Source organism: Sediminibacterium sp. TEGAF015, from assembly GCF_025997995.1.
Lineage (GTDB): Bacteria > Bacteroidota > Bacteroidia > Chitinophagales > Chitinophagaceae > Sediminibacterium.
The window spans coordinates 1,505,141-1,522,159 of record NZ_AP026683.1 but is presented as its reverse complement, the minus strand read 5'-3'; the positions used below and the strand labels follow the sequence as shown (position 1 = coordinate 1,522,159).

The window sequence follows — 17,019 nt, the reverse complement described above, 5'->3', positions numbered from 1 at the left end:
AATTATCATGAAAAGTATGAATATAAAAAAAGCAGTGCTGTCGTTAGGGGTTTGTGCCACTTTAGTGGTGGGTTGTAGCAAGGGGATTAATGAATTCGGTGATATCAACCGTAACCCGAACGCCACAACCGTTCCTATCACATCAGCATTATTAACAAACGTATTGGCCGGAATTGGCGGTAACGTTTGGGGCAATGCCATCAATACTACTGCCGGTTTGTATGCGCAGTATATGTCTGAAACTCAGTACACGGATATCTCTCGTTATGCTACGCCAACCCAAAACTGGGATGGTTTCTACGCAGGTGCCATGTACGATTTACAGAATATCATCAATACCAATAGCGATCCTGGAACTGCAACTGCGGCTGCAGAATTCGGAGCCAATGCCAATCAAATTGCCATTGCCCGTATTTTAAAGGCTTACTATTTCTCTGTGTTAACAGATGCTTATGGTGATATTCCTTATTCTCAAGCTTTAAAAGGGAATGGTACTATTCCTTATGATAAGCAAGAGACTATTTACCCAGCATTGATTGCTGAATTGAAAGCAGCGAACGCTCAGTTTACTACTGGTGCTGCTGTTCAAGGTGATATCATGTATGCTGGTAATACTACCAAGTGGAAGAAGTTTGCGAATTCATTGATTGCTATTCTTTCTTTGCGTATGTCAAAAGCCAACCCAACATTGGGTAAAGCAGAATTTGCTGCAGCGGTTGCAGCTGGTGTTATTGATGCCAATGCAGACAATGCAACCATTTCTTATCCTGGTGGTAACTACAATAATCCTGTTTATCAGTATTATGTTATTACACAGCGTTTTGACTATGCAGTAAGCTCAACTGTAACAGATAAGTTAACTGCATTGGGCGATCCTCGTATTAACCAATACGGTAACAATACCAAAGGTTTCCCTTATGGATTAACCAGAGCGGATGCATTAGCTTGGCAAACAAGCAACCCAAGTTTTGCATTCTTATTAGGATATACTGGAACACCTCAAACCATGCCATTGAGCTTGGTTTCTGCAGGACAAGTTTTCTTGGCAAGAGCAGAAGCTGCTAAATTGGGCTGGACTTCTGAAAGTGCTTCTGCTATGTACAATAGCGGTGTAACTGCAGAAATGAACAGATGGGGAATCACTAACGCAACTGCTATCAGCAACTACCTTGCTCAGCCTTCTGTAGCATTGGATGGTTCTACTGCAGATAATGCTAAGATTGGTGATCAGCGTTGGTTAGCGCATTACCCAGATGGTTTACAAGGATGGTCTGAGTGGAGAAGAACAGGTTTCCCTGTGTTAACTCCTGCTCCAGGCGCTGGTAAAGCTATTCCAAGAAGAATTCCTTACGGACCAAACGAACCTTTATATAACCCAACCAACTATGCAGCTGCTGCAGCGTTGTTTAACAGCAACTCTCAGGACGCGAAAGTATGGTGGGATAAATAAGAACGAGTTTTTCATTCTCAGTTTTTAATTCTCATGGGGGCCTGTATTCTTACAGGCCCTATTTTTGTGCCCTAATCAATTCAAGAAAAATGGAACAGCAACCGAATAACCAGTTAAACATAGAAATAACAGAAGACGTAGCAGAAGGTGCATATGCCAACCTAGCCATCATTACCCATAGCAATGCAGAATTTGTAATTGACTTTGTGAATGTAATGCCGGGTACACCCAAGAGCAAAGTTAAGTCGCGTATTATTTTTACGCCTATGCATGCCAAGCGGTTTATGAAGGCTCTTGAAGAAAACATCCATCGCTTTGAAGCTGCCAATGGCCCTATTCAGGATCTGGAGCAGATTGAAATTCCCATGAACTTTGGTGGGCCTACTGCGCAGGCTTAATCTTGCTTCAATTGAATTTATAGTGTTTAAATAATTTGCTTCGTTCGCTTTCTTATTTATAAGAAAATGAATGGGTAAGTGTCATAAAAAATTTGCTCACTCGCGGCCTATTTAATAGGAGTGCATGTTTTGTGTTTCAAAAATTTGCTTCGTTCGCTGCCCTGAATTTCTTTTTTGCTAATTTCCAATACATCTATGAGTATCAATTAAGAAATTCAGAAATGCTCACTTCACAAATTTTTTAAGACACTTTTTATTTTCACCTTATAATTGAAATGCTCACTTCACAAATTTTTTGAAACACATATTTCCTTCAAATAAATGCTACGTTCGCGGCCTTGAATATTTATCTGCAAATCATTTATCTTACAATAAATTATTTCGTTCGCAGCCCTGAATTGCTCAGAATTTATTTTTTATTGGTCCTTACAAAAGGGAAGTAAGGCTTCTGATTTTTTAAGTCTAAGAAATTGGCATAGGAAGGGTCGGTTAATGAATAGCCGCAGCTGGTTACTGCAAGTAAGGCCGATTTTAATTTATTAGATAGGATTGAATTTGAAGGCAAATCTGTCCATTGTGTAATACTTAATTGCATATCAGCTTGCTGGTTGGCAGTAGGAGTCCAAGTATATTTACCACTGGATTTTGCTCCGTCTAAATCAAGTGTCCATGTGTAATCACTTTTTAACATCAGCGTACTGTTTAAACCATTGGGGAGTTCAATTGCAATGGTATCCACCGGGGTTCTAAAATCGTATAACTGAAAGGCAAGATTCGCAATTGGCGGTTTTGGAGTTGGGTCATCCTTGCTGCAGGAACTAATCCCAATGAGTAGTGTAATCCCCCATACGGCAATCCATTTTGACATACGACTTTTCGTTTTTATGAAATTAATTCAATTAAATAAAAAGAGTTGTTAAATGAAAACGGCGTTAGGTTTATTCTCCTAATTTTTTAATAAAGCATACTATTCTGTTGGCTTCCTCAAATCCAATACATCGATGAAAACGAATGCTGTTATAATTGGTTATAGCTGTGTCGGAAGCAAGTGTAAAACAATTTTTGGAGATTGCCCATTGCTCAGCCTTCTGTAGTAAGGCTTTGGCTATTCCTTTTCTTCTACAATCTGGTTTGACATATAGGGCTTCTACATAAGCAGTTGGTGATAGGTCCGACCCTTCTACATAATCCGATCTCAAAGTGATATGTATGAAACCTATATATTGATTTCCTTCTCTTGCTAAAAAGCAGATTTCGTTTGCAGATCCAATGCTTTTTTCAAATATTCGGAATTCGGCATCATAATCTGTTTCAGGAAACATTTCAACAAAAAGTCTGGTAAGTTCTTTTAGGTTACTATTATTTATGGGTTCAATAAGCATAGAATAGAGGCATTATTTTTCTTCTCCCTAAGTTAAGCGAATAGAGTTTTGTGATTGGATTAATTGATAAAGGGAGTTTCAAATAAATTATGAAGTGAGCATTTCTGAATTGCTGAAAAGTTATATAAGAATGTATTGATAATTATAATGAAGCAATTCAGGGCCGCGAATGAAGTAATTTATTTGAAACAAACCCCAATCATCAAAGCATCCCCTCATCCGCAAAGCTGAAATAGCCTTCATGACTCACAATGATATGATCGGTGACCAGGATGTCTAAAAAAGATGCAGCATTTTTAATTTTTTTGGTCAGCATTTCGTCTGCATGGCTGGGTTTAAGGTTGCCGCTGGGGTGGTTATGACATAGAATAATTCCAGTGGCACTATACTCCAGAGCCTTCTTTAAAATGATACGGGGGTCGGCAACGGTGCCGGTGATGCCTCCCTCGCTCACAATTTCAAAGTGGATGATGCGGTTGGCGCGGTTCAGTAATAAAATGGCAAATACTTCCCTTTGTAAAAATTGCAGGGTATTCTGTAAATAGCCCGCTACGTCTTTGCTGCTACTCACTTGTTTTTGCTGAATAGGATCCGATTGGCGGCGTATGCCCAATTCAAGGGAAGCCGCAATGGCAATGGCTTTGGCTTCGCCCAGCCCCTTTATTTTCAGGTTCACCATATCTTTTACGCTCATAGAGGCCAGCTTCTGCAAATTATTTTCACTTGCCATTAGTAAGTGTTTGGCAATGTCGTTAGCACTAAGGAAAGCATTCCCGTTATTAATTAAAATGGTCAGGAGTTCGGCATTTGAAAGGGATGCAGAGCCGCGCTGCATCAGCTTCTTACGGGGTTGGTCATCCACCGCCCAATCTTTAATAGAAAATTTCCTCATAATATAAACATTGCTTAAATCAAAATACGAAAACCATTCATATTTAAATACCTTTGCGCCTTACCCACAATCATATGAATCCTTCTGTTAAAATTTTTTCCGGTACAGGATCGCAGAAATTGGCCGAGAAAATTGCCCAGCGTTTTGGAGCCACTATTGGCAAAATCAATATCCAGAAATTTAGCGATGGCGAGTTTCAGCCTGTTTTCTTAGAGAGTATCCGCGGTGATTATGTTTTTTTAGTGCAAAGCACGTATGCTCCCACCGACAATTTAATGGAGCTCCTGTTGATGATAGACGCGGCTAAAAGAGCCAGTGCCTACAAGGTAATTGCAGTGATTCCTTATTATGGTTTTGCCCGTCAAGACCGTAAGGACAAGCCCCGGGTTGCCATTGGCGCTAAGCTGATTGCCACTTTGTTGGAAGCCGCAGGCGCAGACCGTGTAATCACCATGGACTTACACGCGGCCCAGATTCAGGGATTCTTTGATGTTCCGGTAGACCACCTGGACAGTTCAGCGATTTTTATCCCTTATATAGAGCAATTGAAGCTCGAAAACCTGGCATTTGCCGCTCCGGACGTGGGTAGTACCAACCGAGTGCGCGAAGTGGCCAGCTATTTCAATGCAGAAATGGTGATTTGTGATAAGCACCGCAAAAGAGCCAATGAAATTGCCAGCATGGTGGTTATTGGAGACGTTACAGGAAAAGACATTGTATTGGTAGATGATATCTGCGACACAGGCGGAACCCTTGCCAAAGCGGCGGCTTTGCTTAAAGAAAAGGGCGCCAGAAGCGTCAGAGCCCTGATTACCCACCCTGTTTTAAGCGGAAATGCCTATGAAAATATAGAAAACAGCGTGTTGGAAGAGTTGGTGGTATGCGATACGATCCCTTTAAAAAAGGAATCCGGCAAAATCAAAGTCATTTCAGTGGCCGATTTATTCGCCATAGCTATCCGAAATGCCTATGAAAACAAGAGTATTACCAGTCTTTTCATTCATTCTCAGTTAAAAAACCGAAATAAGTAGGATTTTCCTTACTTTTGCCGTCCAAAATTTTTAAACATGAATACAATTACAATCGAAGGTGTTCTGAGGACCGAACATGGCAAAAAAGCCGCCCGCCAGATTCGCTCTCAAGAAAATGTGCCGGGTGTAATTTACGGGGGTGCGGAGGAGATTAATTTCTATGCTCCAGCTAAGGCTTTCAAGCCATTAGTGTACACTGGTGAATTTCAGTTGGCAGAAGTTTCTGTAGGTGGAAAAAAATACAAATGTATTTTGAAAGACTTACAGTTTGACAAAGTAACCGATAGCCTACTACACGTAGACTTGTTGGAACTAGTAGATAACAAAAAAGTAATCGCTACTTTGCCTTTAAAATTCACTGGTACTTCAGTGGGTGTTAAAAGCGGTGGTAAGTTGGTAACTAAGATGAAAGCTTTAAAAATTAAAGCGCTTCCTAAGGATCTAACTTCAACTATTGAAGTAGACATTACCAGCTTGGAATTAAACGGAAACATCCGTGTAGAAGACGTTAAAGCTCCCAATATTGAGATCTTAAACTCTCCACGTATTCCAATCGCTTCTGTAGTAATGACTCGTCAGTTAAAGCAGGAAGAAGCTTCTGCAGCAAAAGACGAAAAGAAGAAATAAGAGAAGAACCAAAACTAACTTCTTATATGAGAATCCCGGTTGCGTTGCAATCGGGATTTTTTTTGTGGCTATGCGCCGAAGACGTCTTAAATGCTTAAGACCCTATAGGCTGATACAATGGGATATTAATGAAGAAAGTACTGCCAATTCCTTTTTCGCTGATGGCCCAGATTTCTCCCTTGTTCTTGTCTAAAAACTCTTTGCACAATTTTAGTCCAAGACCTGTACCTCTTTCCTTATCGGTACCGTGGGTAGAAATGATTTCTTCGGCAGTAAAGAGGGAATCCAATTGCTTCTGATCCATACCAACACCTGTATCGCGAACGGCTATGGTTAGTTCCTTGTTATTGCGGGAATGATTGATAACAATGCTATGTTTCTTTTTGCTGAACTTAATGGCATTCGATAAAAGATTGCGCATGACCACTTTCAGGTGGTCTGGATCCATCCAAACCAAATCGTCAAAGGGTTCAAACTGAATCTGGATCTCCTTGGCCTGCCACTGCTGTTTCAATAATTCAATTACTTCTTTGGTTATCAAAGAAGGGGACACTGCTTGGGGCTTGGTGACTATACCGTTTAGCTGACTCTGACTCCAGGTGAGCAGGTTGTTCATATTGTCCTGCAGCTGGTCAATCTGTTTGGTAAAATGATGCGATAACTCGTGAAATTCTTCCTTTGAAATAAAGTCACGGTTTACCAGATCGAGGGTGCTCTTGATTTGCGCAATAGGAGAACGTAGGTCGTGAGCAATGATGGAGAATAATTTTTCCTTGGTTTTATTCAGGGCTTCTAGTTCATCATTCTTTTGCTGAATGGCTTGTTGATTATTCAATTGTTCAAACTTAAAATATTGCAGCGCTACGGTAAAAGAAATTAATCCGCAAAGTACATTGAATAAGACCCTTCCGTCGGAAACGGTTTCGAACATGGGAGGCTGGAACGAAATATATTTTACCCATAGATAGCAGGCAACATTCACAGTTGTGATAAATGCTATGAAACGTTTTTCAGAATAGTAAATAATGGTCACGATTAAATTGACCAATAAAAGAATTTCATTTCCGTTTCTGAATAGCAAACTTTGTGCGGTGAAAATGGTAGTTGTTACAATAACAACGATAAAGCGGGCTAGGTAATATTTTTGTCTGAATTGCGTAACCAGAATTAAAATGCCCCCAACAAGTAAGGAGAAATTCATTACCGATAAGAGGTGGAGCCCATTCCAAGCGTTTACAATTCCGAAATATAGAAAAAGAGGAAGACCAATTCCGACAACCAGATTGGTTACCTGTGTTTTTTTCTTTTCCAGAAAGGGCAAGTCGTCTGTAATGCCAATATTGGCCAACGCATTCCAGCCTCTCAGGATAAAGGAAATCACTATGCTCTCGATTTAAAAATTGTGTAAATATAACATTATCTCTGCATAGCCATTAATTTTGCTGACCATGACAAAGTTTTTAATAATCGGATTAGGCAATATAGGAGAGGAGTATAAGCATACCCGACACAATATTGGGTTTGACGTATTAGATGCTTTTGTCCGCAAGCACAATGGCTTTTTTAAAAATGATCGGTTGGCGGATGTAGCGGAAGTAAAGTGGAAGGGCAAGAACTTTATTTGCATCAAACCTACGACCTACATGAATTTGAGCGGAAGAGCCTTTAAATACTGGCAGGACAAAGAAAAGATAGACACGGCTAATACCCTTACTATTGTAGATGACCTGGCTTTGCCTTTAAATAAATTAAGGCTAAGGGGATCAGGATCGGATGCAGGACACAATGGCCTTAAAGATATCCAGCTGGTGCTGGGCACAGACCAGTATCCCAAACTACGGTTCGGCATTGGCAACAATTTCCCCAAAGGCCGACAGGTAGACTTTGTACTGGGTAAATGGCTGGCAGAAGAGCAGCCCATCATCAACCAGAAAATAGTGGCATGCGGGGAAATTATAGAGTCATTTGCCGCCATAGGGCTGGAAAAAACCATGAATACGGCAAATAATTTAAGCTTCACATAATAAAATACACCCTTTCATAGTTATAGTGATGGAATATAATGAGCTGTACTATGAAAATATTTTGCGTTGGCCGAAATTATGCCGATCATGCAAAAGAACTTGGCAACGCTGTTCCTGAAGAGCCGGTTATTTTCATGAAACCGAAGACTGCGCTCTTGCAGCCCAATACGCCATTCTATTATCCCGAATTTTCCAACGAATTACATTACGAAGTAGAGTTGGTATTGCGTATTAGCAAGAACGGCAAATACATCAGCGAAGACCAGGCCCATAAATACTACGATGCCCTTACTGTAGGCATCGATTTTACTGCCAGAGATATACAAGCCAATTTAAAGAAGAAGGGGCTGCCCTGGGAAAAAGCCAAAGCCTGGGACAATTCAGCCGTAGCCGGTAATTGGGTACTCTTTAGTGAAGAGATGCGCAAGGGACCCATTGTATTCTCTTTGAACCAGAATGGCAAACAAGTGCAACTAGGCAATACACAAGACATGATTTTTTCATTCGATCATATTGTATCGCATATCTCCCGCTATTTCTCATTGAATATTGGAGATATGATTTATACCGGAACCCCTGCCGGTGTAGGTGAATGTGTGGTAGGCGATCAGTTACAGGGATTTTTAGCGGATCAAAAAATGTTTGAACTCGAGATTAAATAATGTTAACCCCCAGCATATTATTACAGGCCTATAAACTCATGATGACTGCCAAGTCTATGAGTGAAACCTACGATGCCAATCGTGCGGTATGTAAATATGTGCACTCCACTTCGCGTGGACACGAAGCCATACAACTGGCTACCGGTCTGCAATTGGAGCCCTGCGATTGGGTGAGCCCTTATTATAGAGACGACAGCTTAATGCTGGCAGTCGGTTTTACTCCCTACGAGTTAATGCTGCAATTGCTCGCAAAAAAAGACGATCCCTTTTCGGGCGGTAGATCTTATTACTGTCATCCGAGCAGTAAGGATCCGAACCGACCCTCCATTATACACCAAAGTAGTGCTACCGGCATGCAAGCCATACCCACCACGGGTTTGGCGCAGGGCGTACAACATTTGGAAAAGAATTTACCCGGCCGTTTGCGTAAGTCTGCAGATGGCAAATCGCCTGTAGTCGTTTGTTCATTGGGAGATGGCTGTATGAGTGAGGGAGAAGTGAGTGAAGCTTTACAGTTTGCGGTATTGAAAGAATTACCGATTGTTTATTTGGTGCAAGATAACCAGTGGAGCATCAGTGCTACTGCAGAAGAAATCAGAACCACGAATGCATATGAATATGCAAGTGGCTTTAAGGGATTAAAGCGCATGCAGGTAGATGGCAGCGATTTCATGCGCTGTTTTGAAACCATGGAGCAGGCCGTGAACTATGCCCGCAATGAGCGCAAGCCCGTATTGGTGCATGCGAAAGTTCCTTTGTTAGGGCACCATACCAGTGGCGTAAGAAAAGAATTTTACCGTAGCCGCGAAGACTTATTGAAACACGGCTTATACGATCCCATCCCTAAACTCAGATTGTTGTTAACGGGCGTGGGCTTTACCGATGCAGAGATCAATCAGATAGAAGCCGATGCATTGGAATTAGTGTTAGAAGATTTTAAAAGAGCGCAAGCTGCAGCAGAACCCGATATACGTTCGGTGGAAGAACATGTATTTGTTCCTACACCGGTAAGAGAAGAAACAGGCGAAAGAGTACCGAAGGGAGCAGAGCGCATACTCATGGTGGACGCGGCATTACACGCCATAGACGAAATATTAGCTGAACACGAAGAAGCCATTTTATACGGCCAGGATGTGGGTGGAAGATTAGGAGGTGTGTTCAGAGAAGCGGCAACGCTCGCAGAAAAATACGGAGACAATAGAGTCTTTAATACGGCCATACAAGAGGCCTATATTATCGGATCCACTGTGGGCTTATCGGCCATGGGCATGAAACCCATTGTGGAAGTGCAGTTTGGCGATTATATCTATCCCGGCTTTAACCAGTTGGTAACGGAAGTATCGAAGTCTTGTTATTTATCGAACGGAAAATATCCTGTTCAAATGCTGTTGCGCGTACCCGTAGGGGCATACGGCGGCGGCGGACCTTATCATAGCGGAAGCATCGAGAGCACTTTGTTAACCATCAAAGGGATCAAAGTGGTCTATCCATCGAATGCGGCAGATATGAAGGGATTGATGAAAGCTGCCTTCTTAGACCCGAACCCTGTGATTATGCTAGAGCATAAGGGTTTGTACTGGAGCAAGGTACCCGGCACAGACGCTGCCAGGGCCACCGAACCTTCCAAGGACTATGTATTGCCATTGGGGAAAGCCAATGTGGTACAAACAGCCGATATGGATTTGGTACGCAAAGGAGAGACCATGTGCGTAATCACTTATGGAATGGGCGTTTACTGGGCCAAAGCCGCAGCAGAAAGATATGCAGGACAAGTAGAAATCGTAGACCTAAGAACCTTGTTTCCACTGGACGAAGAAACCGTATTTACCGCAGTAAAAAGACACGGAAAAGTACTGGTGCTAAGCGAGGAACAACAAAATAACTCCTTTGCCGAGGCTCTATCGCTTCGTATTTCTAACGATTGCTACCACTTTTTGGACGCCAAAGTAGAAGTAATGGGCGCCAAAAACTTACCGGCTGTGCCCATAAATGTGGCCCTGGAATCGGCTATGCTACCCACGGCCAACAAAGTAGCCGAAAGAATCGGCAAATTGTTGAACTACTAGCTTTTTCTTTTTACCGAAACCCCCTATATTTGCACCCCGAAAGGACGGCGAGGTAGCTCAGTTGGTTAGAGCGCAGGATTCATAACCCTGAGGTGATGGGTTCAATTCCCATCCTCGCTACACGAAACCTCTCAACGCAGTTGAGGGGTTTTTTAATGCGCAGACGCGAAGCAAGCTTGCTTGCTGGAGCGGATAAGCATTAAAAACCACAATGGCGAAGCCATTGGAGGTTTTGTGTTAAGCCCCCCAACCAGAAAGTCGGCGCAACGTAGTGGAGCCGACAATTCCTCGCCGACAATTCTCACTCACATTTCAAAACAAAATTAATATTCCATACCTTCAAACAGCTTTGAGTAGATGAATCATATTTATAGAAATTCAAAAGAAAGTTGAATAATTAGTAAAATTTTATGTACTAAAAATGGCACCAATAAAAAGGATACTTTACATTTGTAACAATAATACCAGCCACGCTTCCCATTTGAACAGCGCACCCGGGCTGGTTTTCGATTTTTATAAGGGTAGCTTCAAACCTTTTTTACTATGAAGTACTCAAAGTTGCCAATTACTATAGCCGAACAAATAGAAAAGCTTAAATCTCGTGGCTTAAGCTTTAACAACGAGGCTAATGCGGAAAGTTGTCTTTCTCTTAAATCACGGTAGTCATTGGCAATTAAAACCTGAATTGTATAGAGACCCGATGAGGTTTGCAAATCATCTAGATAGCTTGCAGAAAGAAATTGATAGAAGCAATGAGACTTTTATTGATCATTATAAACAAAAGTATACGAACCCTACTGAGCCCCCTTGCTGGATGAGTTTAGAAGTAAGTAGTATGGGCCTGCTTTCTAAGATTTTTCAAAACTTGAGTAAAAGCCCCGAAAAATTGGCTATTACCAACCATTTCGGTTTAAAAGATGTTACAGTAATTGAAAACTGGATACTTTGTTTTAGTACTTTGAGAAATATTTGCGCGCATCATGGACGCGTTTGGAATAGACGATTGATTAAAATTAAACTACCAACGAATCCGACATATCTTTTCTTAAATGAAAAATCAGTTTATCCAAACAAACTCTATGCAACGTTATCTTGCATTTCATACATTCTTAAGATAATTAGTCCAGGATCAACATTTAATGATAGACTTAAAGAATTGATGAAAACTTGCCCATTGGCGCAGACTAAGGAGATGGGATTCCCTAAAAATTGGTTAGAAGAAGAACTATGGCAATAAATGAATAGTTCTGATTTTTGTTGTATTCTCAAATTTTGTTATATTCACAATACCCCAATTGTTACTTTAAATATTCTCCCCCAATTAATACTACTGTTAGTAATTACTGACCTATGACAGCTATGTCAGGGACTCAGGAGGCTTTGCTATATATAGTATAATGTAAAATCAAGTATAAATACGGTTTTTGGACTCACGTAATTTATTTTACTTGAATCCATGATTACAATAGCGTTAAAGCCATTCTATTATAAAGGGATAGAGTGCATTAGTATACATGGGCCAAATACAGCTTATTTCAAAACAACAATCAAAAAATTGACTGGCATATTTTGGTGCCACAAAGAAAGAATCTGGTTTATTAAATGTACTAGAGAGGCATTTGAACATTTTAAAAAACAAGCGACTCTGTATTTTTATTTGAACACAGATGAACTTAGAAAATACCTTGAACAAAGAAGCATTGTAAATACAGACATAACAGAACCAATAAAAAAAGTCACCGCAATTAGTCTGGTAAAATTTCCTTTATCCAAAGACAATATTTTAGCATACGAATCAATGCGAAATAAACTGATTGTAAAAGGATATAGTCCAAATACTATCAAAAATTATTTATATGAGTTTCGATTATTGTTGCGATTACTTAAAGAAAGATCTGTCAATGATTTAGATAAAAATCATGTTCAATCTTATTTATTATGGTTATTAAAAGAACAAGGTTGTAGTGAAACAAAAGTGCACACCACAGTAAATGCCATTAAATTTTATTTTGAACAAGTAATGGAAAGGGGGAAAGAATTTTATGATTTACCTAGACCAAAGAAGCCATTTAAGTTGCCCGCAATTTTAGCAGAGGAGGAGGTGATGGATTTAATTAAGAATATTAAAAACATTAAACACAGAACAATGATTATGACTGGCTATTCCGCAGGACTTAGAGTAAGTGAAATTGTTGGTTTAAAACTAAAAAATATAGATAGCAAAAGAATGATGATACATATACAAGGTGCAAAAGGAAAGAAGGACCGCATGGTTCCATTATCACGAATATTACTTGAAACATTAAGAAAGTATTTTCTTTTATATAAGCCTAAGGAATATTTATTCGAGGGCCAATTTGGGGGAGCATATAGTACTAGATCTGTTCAAGAAGTAATGCATTTGGCCAAACAAAAAGTAACTGATAAACAAGGAAGCGTACATATGTTGAGACATAGTTATGCAACACATTTGATGGAAGCAGGAACAGATATAAGAATCATTCAAGCCCTACTTGGGCATAACAGCATCCGAACTACCATGCTATATACCCATGTTAGTAGGGTGGCGATTGGAAAAATTGAAAGTCCACTAGATAAACTAAATTGGTAACCTTCTGCGTATTTATAAGTAGACAGACGCGTTATTTTAAGTATCATGATTTCAGCTACTCCCGAAAGCGCAATTATAAATGATTGATTTAAACTTTTTTATATTTTAGTGAACGCGTACTTTTAAGTGTTAGTGGCAATGCCAAGCCAAAACAAGGAACAATGAAACCTGAATTGAAAAGGATAAGAAAAGTAGAATATGATATAGATCCAAATAGATACGAATTACGTAGTGGAAGCGAAACAAATGCTCCATTGTGTCCATATGGAAACATTTACAAATGGGTAGTATTTGACTTAAAAGCAAATGAATATGTTAGATTTGCGAAATCTGTGTTTAAATTACTTATAAATAAAAATGGTAAATGAATAATAAAAAATATGGTATAGAGGGATTTGATGCCCCAGAACTGGAAAAATTTAAATGGATTGATGCAAATGGAAAAGATACTGAACCTATACAATTATCTAATTTTAAAGGAAAGTTTATTGTTTTGTATTGTTTTCAAAGTTGGTGTCCTGGCTGTCATAAAATAGGCTTGCCTTCGTTACAACAAATGGTCACTGCATTAAAAAACAACCAAGCTATTAAATTCTTTGCTATTCAATCAGTGTTTGAAGGTAAAAATCAAAATACTTTTGAAAAGCTAAAAGAAACACAAAAGCAGTATAAGTTGGAAATTCCTTTTGGACAAGATGAAGGAGATGAAAGCACGCAAAATATTTCAACAGTAATGTATCATTATAGAACAGGAGGAACTCCTTGGTTTATTTTTATAAACCAAGAAGGAAAAGTAGTATTCAATGATTTTCATTTGAATACCGAAAAAGCAATTGAATTTTTACAAACAATTAAATAAATTTTATATGCAAAAATGGATAGATGTAATAAGATTAGCCAATAATGGCAATCTTAACCCAGACCAAAGAATAGAAAAATCGGAAGAGGAATGGAAATCACTTCTTACCGAAGAACAATTTTACGTAACTCGTAAAAAAGGAACAGAAAGAGCTCATAGCTCCGAAATGTGCAATTTGTTTGAACCCGGCAAATATGCCTGTGTTTGTTGTAACACTGTACTTTTTGACAGCGAAGAAAAATTTCAAAGTGGAACTGGGTGGCCTAGTTTTACACAGCCGATAAAAGAGAATACAATCAATTATATCAAAGATGTTACGTTTGGTATGTATCGAATAGAGACAACTTGTAGCACTTGTGATGCTCATTTAGGTCACGTGTTTCAAGATGGTCCTATGCCAAGTGGATTGAGATTTTGCATAAATGCTGTTGCTCTGAAAAAAGTAAAATCTGATGAGAAAAAAGTTACATTTGGTGGTGGTTGTTTTTGGTGCACAGAAGCTATGTTTCAGCAATTAAAAGGAGTTGTAAATGTAGAGAGTGGTTATAGTGGTGGTGAAATTATAAATCCTACATATAGAGAAGTCTGTTCTGGAACTACTGGTCACGCTGAAGTAATTGAAATTACTTATTTACCTTCTGAAATTAGCTTTGAAGATTTAGTGAAAATCCATTTAACTACTCACAATCCTACGACTATAAATAAACAAGGTGCTGATAGAGGAACACAATATCGTAGCATTATTTTTTACAGAACAGACGATGAAAAAATGCAAGCATTAAAGGTCATTGAAGATGTTCAATCTGCCTACGATGATATGATAGTAACAGAAGTGAAAATGTTTGAACATTTCCATAAGGCAGAAGCCAATCACCAAGACTATTACAATCGCAATAGCGAAACTGGTTATTGTATGGCAGTAATAAATCCAAAATTAGCAAAATTAAAATCGCTTTATCAGGATAAACTAAAGAAATAATGGACGAAGACATAAATTTTTAATGAAGCAATTTAAAAAATAAAGAATGAAAAATAGTCTTGATAAAAATGCAAAATGGCTCTTGCTTTTTGGTATTTTATTAACATTTTTATTTCCATTACTACTTCCATTGCTCAATAAAACAGGCATTGGTAATTTTGGCGTTGTTGGCGATGCGATTGGCGGTATAACAAATCCTATTTCTCAACTCATTGGCTCTATACTTCTATATTTAGCGTTAAAAGCTCAACTTTCAGCAAATGGCATAGTGCAAAATCAAATAGAAAAAGACAATATAAAGGAAGAACAACAACACAATACAGAACAAATACGGACTTTTTATTCTTTCTTTCAAGAAACAATAAAAAATTTCAGTTATGAGTTTTCTGATGCAAATGGAAAACAACTGTTGTATGGAAAAAGAGCCATAAAATGTTTCTTAAATGATTTGGAACAAATGAAAGTAGATATTCATAATACAGATGATGTACTTATGTATGATGGAGTAAGAGAATTATTAAGTATTTTGAAAAGTGCAGAAGAATTATTCAATCGCATTGATACTATTTCTTCAAAATCACAACATATTTTATTTTATAGAAATCTTTTGCAACACGAATTATTATTCAATATTTTTCCTTATCAAGACCTTGATGACGATATTAATATTAAAACTGGAAAATGCACTATTTGTGCAGATGCACATTCATATTATCCTCCTATTATATTTGATAAAATTAAACTTTTAGAATCTAAATTTATATAAAAATGGCAACAGTAATTAAAATTAAAAACATTGAAGAAGGCTTCCAAAGTATTATCACTAATGGTAAGCACACCATTATTGGTGACGAACCTATCACAAGTAAAGGAACAGATTTAGGTTTAGCACCCTCAGAACTTGTTTTAAGCGGTTTGGCAATGTGCAAAGTCGGAACTGTCCGTTTTATTGCTCGCAAAAACAACTGGGAGATAGAGAATGTAACAGCCGAACTAGTGCAAGAAGTAGCAAGAGGGGAAGGAGGGCTAAAAACCACTATTCAAATTAAAATGATTATTGAAGGTAATCTTTCCGAAGAGCAGAAAGAAGAATTGATAAAACAAGCCGACCGTTGTTATATCCACCGTTTGTTAAATAGCGAATGGGATATAATGCCTATAACGCTTTAAATCAAATGCACTGCCACTAACAAGGTATTGCCAAAAGCGGGGCTGAAGGAATTCTAATCAACTTTTCTGTAATATTTGAACTGCGGTATTTCTATTGAAGTTCTGTGCAAAAAAATCCCCGCCTTCGGCAATACCCAAACCGTTATGCGTCACCCTATGAGCGACACTACTAATCATCAACATTAGACTAAATGACAAACAAAATAACTTCATATATTGACAAGTTTGTAAAACTGACAGAAGAAGAAAAGAAGCTTTTTAGTTCTTGTTTCAAAGAAGAAAAAATTAAAAAACGACAATTCATAGTTCAACCAAACTTTATAGCCAAGCACAGACACTATGTTTTGCAAGGAGCATTTAGGGCTTATGTTGTGGCTGATGAAGGGCAAGAACACACAATTACTTTTGCCATTGATGACTGGTGGATTACAGATTATAACAGCTATATTTTTCAACAACCTGCGACAATGTTTGTGGTTGCATTAGAAGACAGCATAATTTTACAACTTGACTATGAAAAAGAACAAGAACTAAAATTACAAAATCACAAATTTGAAACTTTTTTTAGGATAATGGCAGAACGAGGACTTGCTGCTCAACAGAGAAGAATAATTTCAAACCTAACCCAAACAGCCGAAGAACGCTACGAAACTTTTTCAAATAAATATCCTCAAATCGTGCAAAGAGTTCCTCAATATGCTTTAGCTTCTTATTTAGGAATGACGACTGAATTTTTATCCAGAATAAGAAATAAAAGGGTTTCAAAGAAAAGTTGAACTACATCAACCAAATTTCCTAAACTACATCATTTTTATCTATTGTAAGTCATCGCACCTTTGTATCGTCAATAAAGACAAACAATATTTAA

General features: G+C 38.5%; 19 protein-coding genes and 1 tRNA gene. 16 read left to right on the top strand and 4 right to left on the bottom strand.

The genetic code is table 11. From position 1 onward, the window contains the following. Nucleotides 1-7 precede the first annotated feature (7 nt). Nucleotides 8-1,450: a SusD/RagB family nutrient-binding outer membrane lipoprotein gene (locus tag TEGAF0_RS06970; protein ID WP_264901211.1), complete on the top strand. Its 1,443-nt coding sequence runs from the start codon at nt 8-10 to the stop codon at nt 1,448-1,450. A gap of 89 nt (nt 1,451-1,539) precedes the next feature. Continuing rightward, entirely contained in the window at nt 1,540-1,848 is a 309-nt protein-coding gene (locus TEGAF0_RS06965) for a DUF3467 domain-containing protein (protein WP_264901209.1), read from the top strand. A gap of 409 nt (nt 1,849-2,257) precedes the next feature. Here the strand turns inward: TEGAF0_RS06965 and TEGAF0_RS06960 are convergent, their stop codons facing one another. The 3 genes from TEGAF0_RS06960 to radC all read right to left on the bottom strand — a co-directional run bounded on the left by TEGAF0_RS06960 (nt 2,258) and on the right by radC (nt 4,122). Further along, nucleotides 2,258-2,716 carry a hypothetical protein gene (locus tag TEGAF0_RS06960; RefSeq protein ID WP_264901207.1) on the bottom strand — a complete coding sequence of 153 codons (459 nt, stop codon included), beginning with the start codon at nt 2,714-2,716 and terminating at the stop codon, nt 2,258-2,260. Between the two features lie 70 nt (nt 2,717-2,786). Then, complete coding sequence (gene aac(6') / locus TEGAF0_RS06955; RefSeq protein ID WP_264901206.1) at nt 2,787-3,230, bottom strand: aminoglycoside 6'-N-acetyltransferase; 444 nt, start codon at nt 3,228-3,230, stop codon at nt 2,787-2,789. A gap of 202 nt (nt 3,231-3,432) precedes the next feature. Next, complete coding sequence (gene radC / locus TEGAF0_RS06950) at nt 3,433-4,122, bottom strand: RadC family protein (protein WP_264901204.1); 690 nt, start codon at nt 4,120-4,122, stop codon at nt 3,433-3,435. 74 nt (nt 4,123-4,196) lie between these two features. Here radC and TEGAF0_RS06945 point away from each other — a divergent pair, with 74 nt between their 5' ends. Continuing rightward, the gene (locus TEGAF0_RS06945; protein ID WP_264901202.1) at nt 4,197-5,153 is read left to right on the top strand and encodes a ribose-phosphate pyrophosphokinase; all 957 of its coding nucleotides are present in this window, start codon (nt 4,197-4,199) and stop codon (nt 5,151-5,153) included. A 36-nt stretch (nt 5,154-5,189) separates the two neighbouring features. After that, on the top strand, nt 5,190-5,780 hold the full coding sequence (locus TEGAF0_RS06940) for a 50S ribosomal protein L25 (RefSeq protein ID WP_264901201.1): 591 nt from the start codon (nt 5,190-5,192) through the stop codon (nt 5,778-5,780). 94 nt (nt 5,781-5,874) lie between these two features. Here TEGAF0_RS06940 and TEGAF0_RS06935 read toward each other — a convergent pair whose 3' ends face one another. Next, nucleotides 5,875-7,161 carry a sensor histidine kinase gene (locus TEGAF0_RS06935; RefSeq protein WP_264901199.1) on the bottom strand — a complete coding sequence of 429 codons (1,287 nt, stop codon included), beginning with the start codon at nt 7,159-7,161 and terminating at the stop codon, nt 5,875-5,877. Between the two features lie 67 nt (nt 7,162-7,228). Here TEGAF0_RS06935 and pth point away from each other — a divergent pair, with 67 nt between their 5' ends. From pth to TEGAF0_RS06875, 12 genes are all read left to right on the top strand, one after another. After that, nucleotides 7,229-7,804: an aminoacyl-tRNA hydrolase gene (gene pth / locus TEGAF0_RS06930; RefSeq protein ID WP_264901198.1), complete on the top strand. Its 576-nt coding sequence runs from the start codon at nt 7,229-7,231 to the stop codon at nt 7,802-7,804. A gap of 50 nt (nt 7,805-7,854) precedes the next feature. Beyond that, the gene (locus tag TEGAF0_RS06925) at nt 7,855-8,466 is read left to right on the top strand and encodes a fumarylacetoacetate hydrolase family protein (protein WP_264901196.1); all 612 of its coding nucleotides are present in this window, start codon (nt 7,855-7,857) and stop codon (nt 8,464-8,466) included. Further along, nucleotides 8,466-10,532, top strand: coding sequence for an alpha-ketoacid dehydrogenase subunit alpha/beta (locus tag TEGAF0_RS06920; protein WP_264901195.1), 2,067 nt, complete (start codon nt 8,466-8,468; stop codon nt 10,530-10,532). Before TEGAF0_RS06925 ends, TEGAF0_RS06920 begins: the two co-directional genes overlap by 1 nt. A gap of 46 nt (nt 10,533-10,578) precedes the next feature. Continuing rightward, nucleotides 10,579-10,652, top strand: a tRNA-Met gene (locus TEGAF0_RS06915). Between the two features lie 508 nt (nt 10,653-11,160). Further along, the gene (locus TEGAF0_RS06910) at nt 11,161-11,769 is read left to right on the top strand and encodes an Abi family protein (protein WP_264901194.1); all 609 of its coding nucleotides are present in this window, start codon (nt 11,161-11,163) and stop codon (nt 11,767-11,769) included. Nucleotides 11,770-11,988: 219 nt separating this feature from the next. Beyond that, nucleotides 11,989-13,143, top strand: a complete 1,155-nt coding sequence (locus TEGAF0_RS06905) for a tyrosine-type recombinase/integrase (RefSeq protein WP_264901192.1) — start codon at nt 11,989-11,991, stop codon at nt 13,141-13,143. A gap of 161 nt (nt 13,144-13,304) precedes the next feature. Next, nucleotides 13,305-13,511, top strand: coding sequence for a hypothetical protein (locus TEGAF0_RS06900; protein ID WP_069797536.1), 207 nt, complete (start codon nt 13,305-13,307; stop codon nt 13,509-13,511). Continuing rightward, a complete protein-coding gene (locus tag TEGAF0_RS06895) occupies nt 13,508-14,002 on the top strand; it encodes a peroxiredoxin family protein (RefSeq protein ID WP_028123737.1) in 495 nt (164 codons plus the stop codon). The genes TEGAF0_RS06900 and TEGAF0_RS06895 overlap by 4 nt, the downstream gene beginning before the upstream one ends. A 7-nt stretch (nt 14,003-14,009) precedes the next feature. Next, nucleotides 14,010-14,981 carry a peptide-methionine (S)-S-oxide reductase MsrA gene (msrA, locus tag TEGAF0_RS06890; RefSeq protein WP_069797541.1) on the top strand — a complete coding sequence of 324 codons (972 nt, stop codon included), beginning with the start codon at nt 14,010-14,012 and terminating at the stop codon, nt 14,979-14,981. Nucleotides 14,982-15,027: 46 nt separating this feature from the next. Beyond that, complete coding sequence (locus tag TEGAF0_RS06885; protein WP_264901191.1) at nt 15,028-15,747, top strand: hypothetical protein; 720 nt, start codon at nt 15,028-15,030, stop codon at nt 15,745-15,747. Nucleotides 15,748-15,749: 2 nt separating this feature from the next. After that, on the top strand, nt 15,750-16,151 hold the full coding sequence (locus tag TEGAF0_RS06880; protein WP_028123739.1) for an OsmC family protein: 402 nt from the start codon (nt 15,750-15,752) through the stop codon (nt 16,149-16,151). A 191-nt stretch (nt 16,152-16,342) separates the two neighbouring features. Continuing rightward, the gene (locus TEGAF0_RS06875; protein WP_264901190.1) at nt 16,343-16,927 is read left to right on the top strand and encodes a Crp/Fnr family transcriptional regulator; all 585 of its coding nucleotides are present in this window, start codon (nt 16,343-16,345) and stop codon (nt 16,925-16,927) included. The last annotated feature ends 92 nt before the right edge of the window (nt 16,928-17,019 follow it).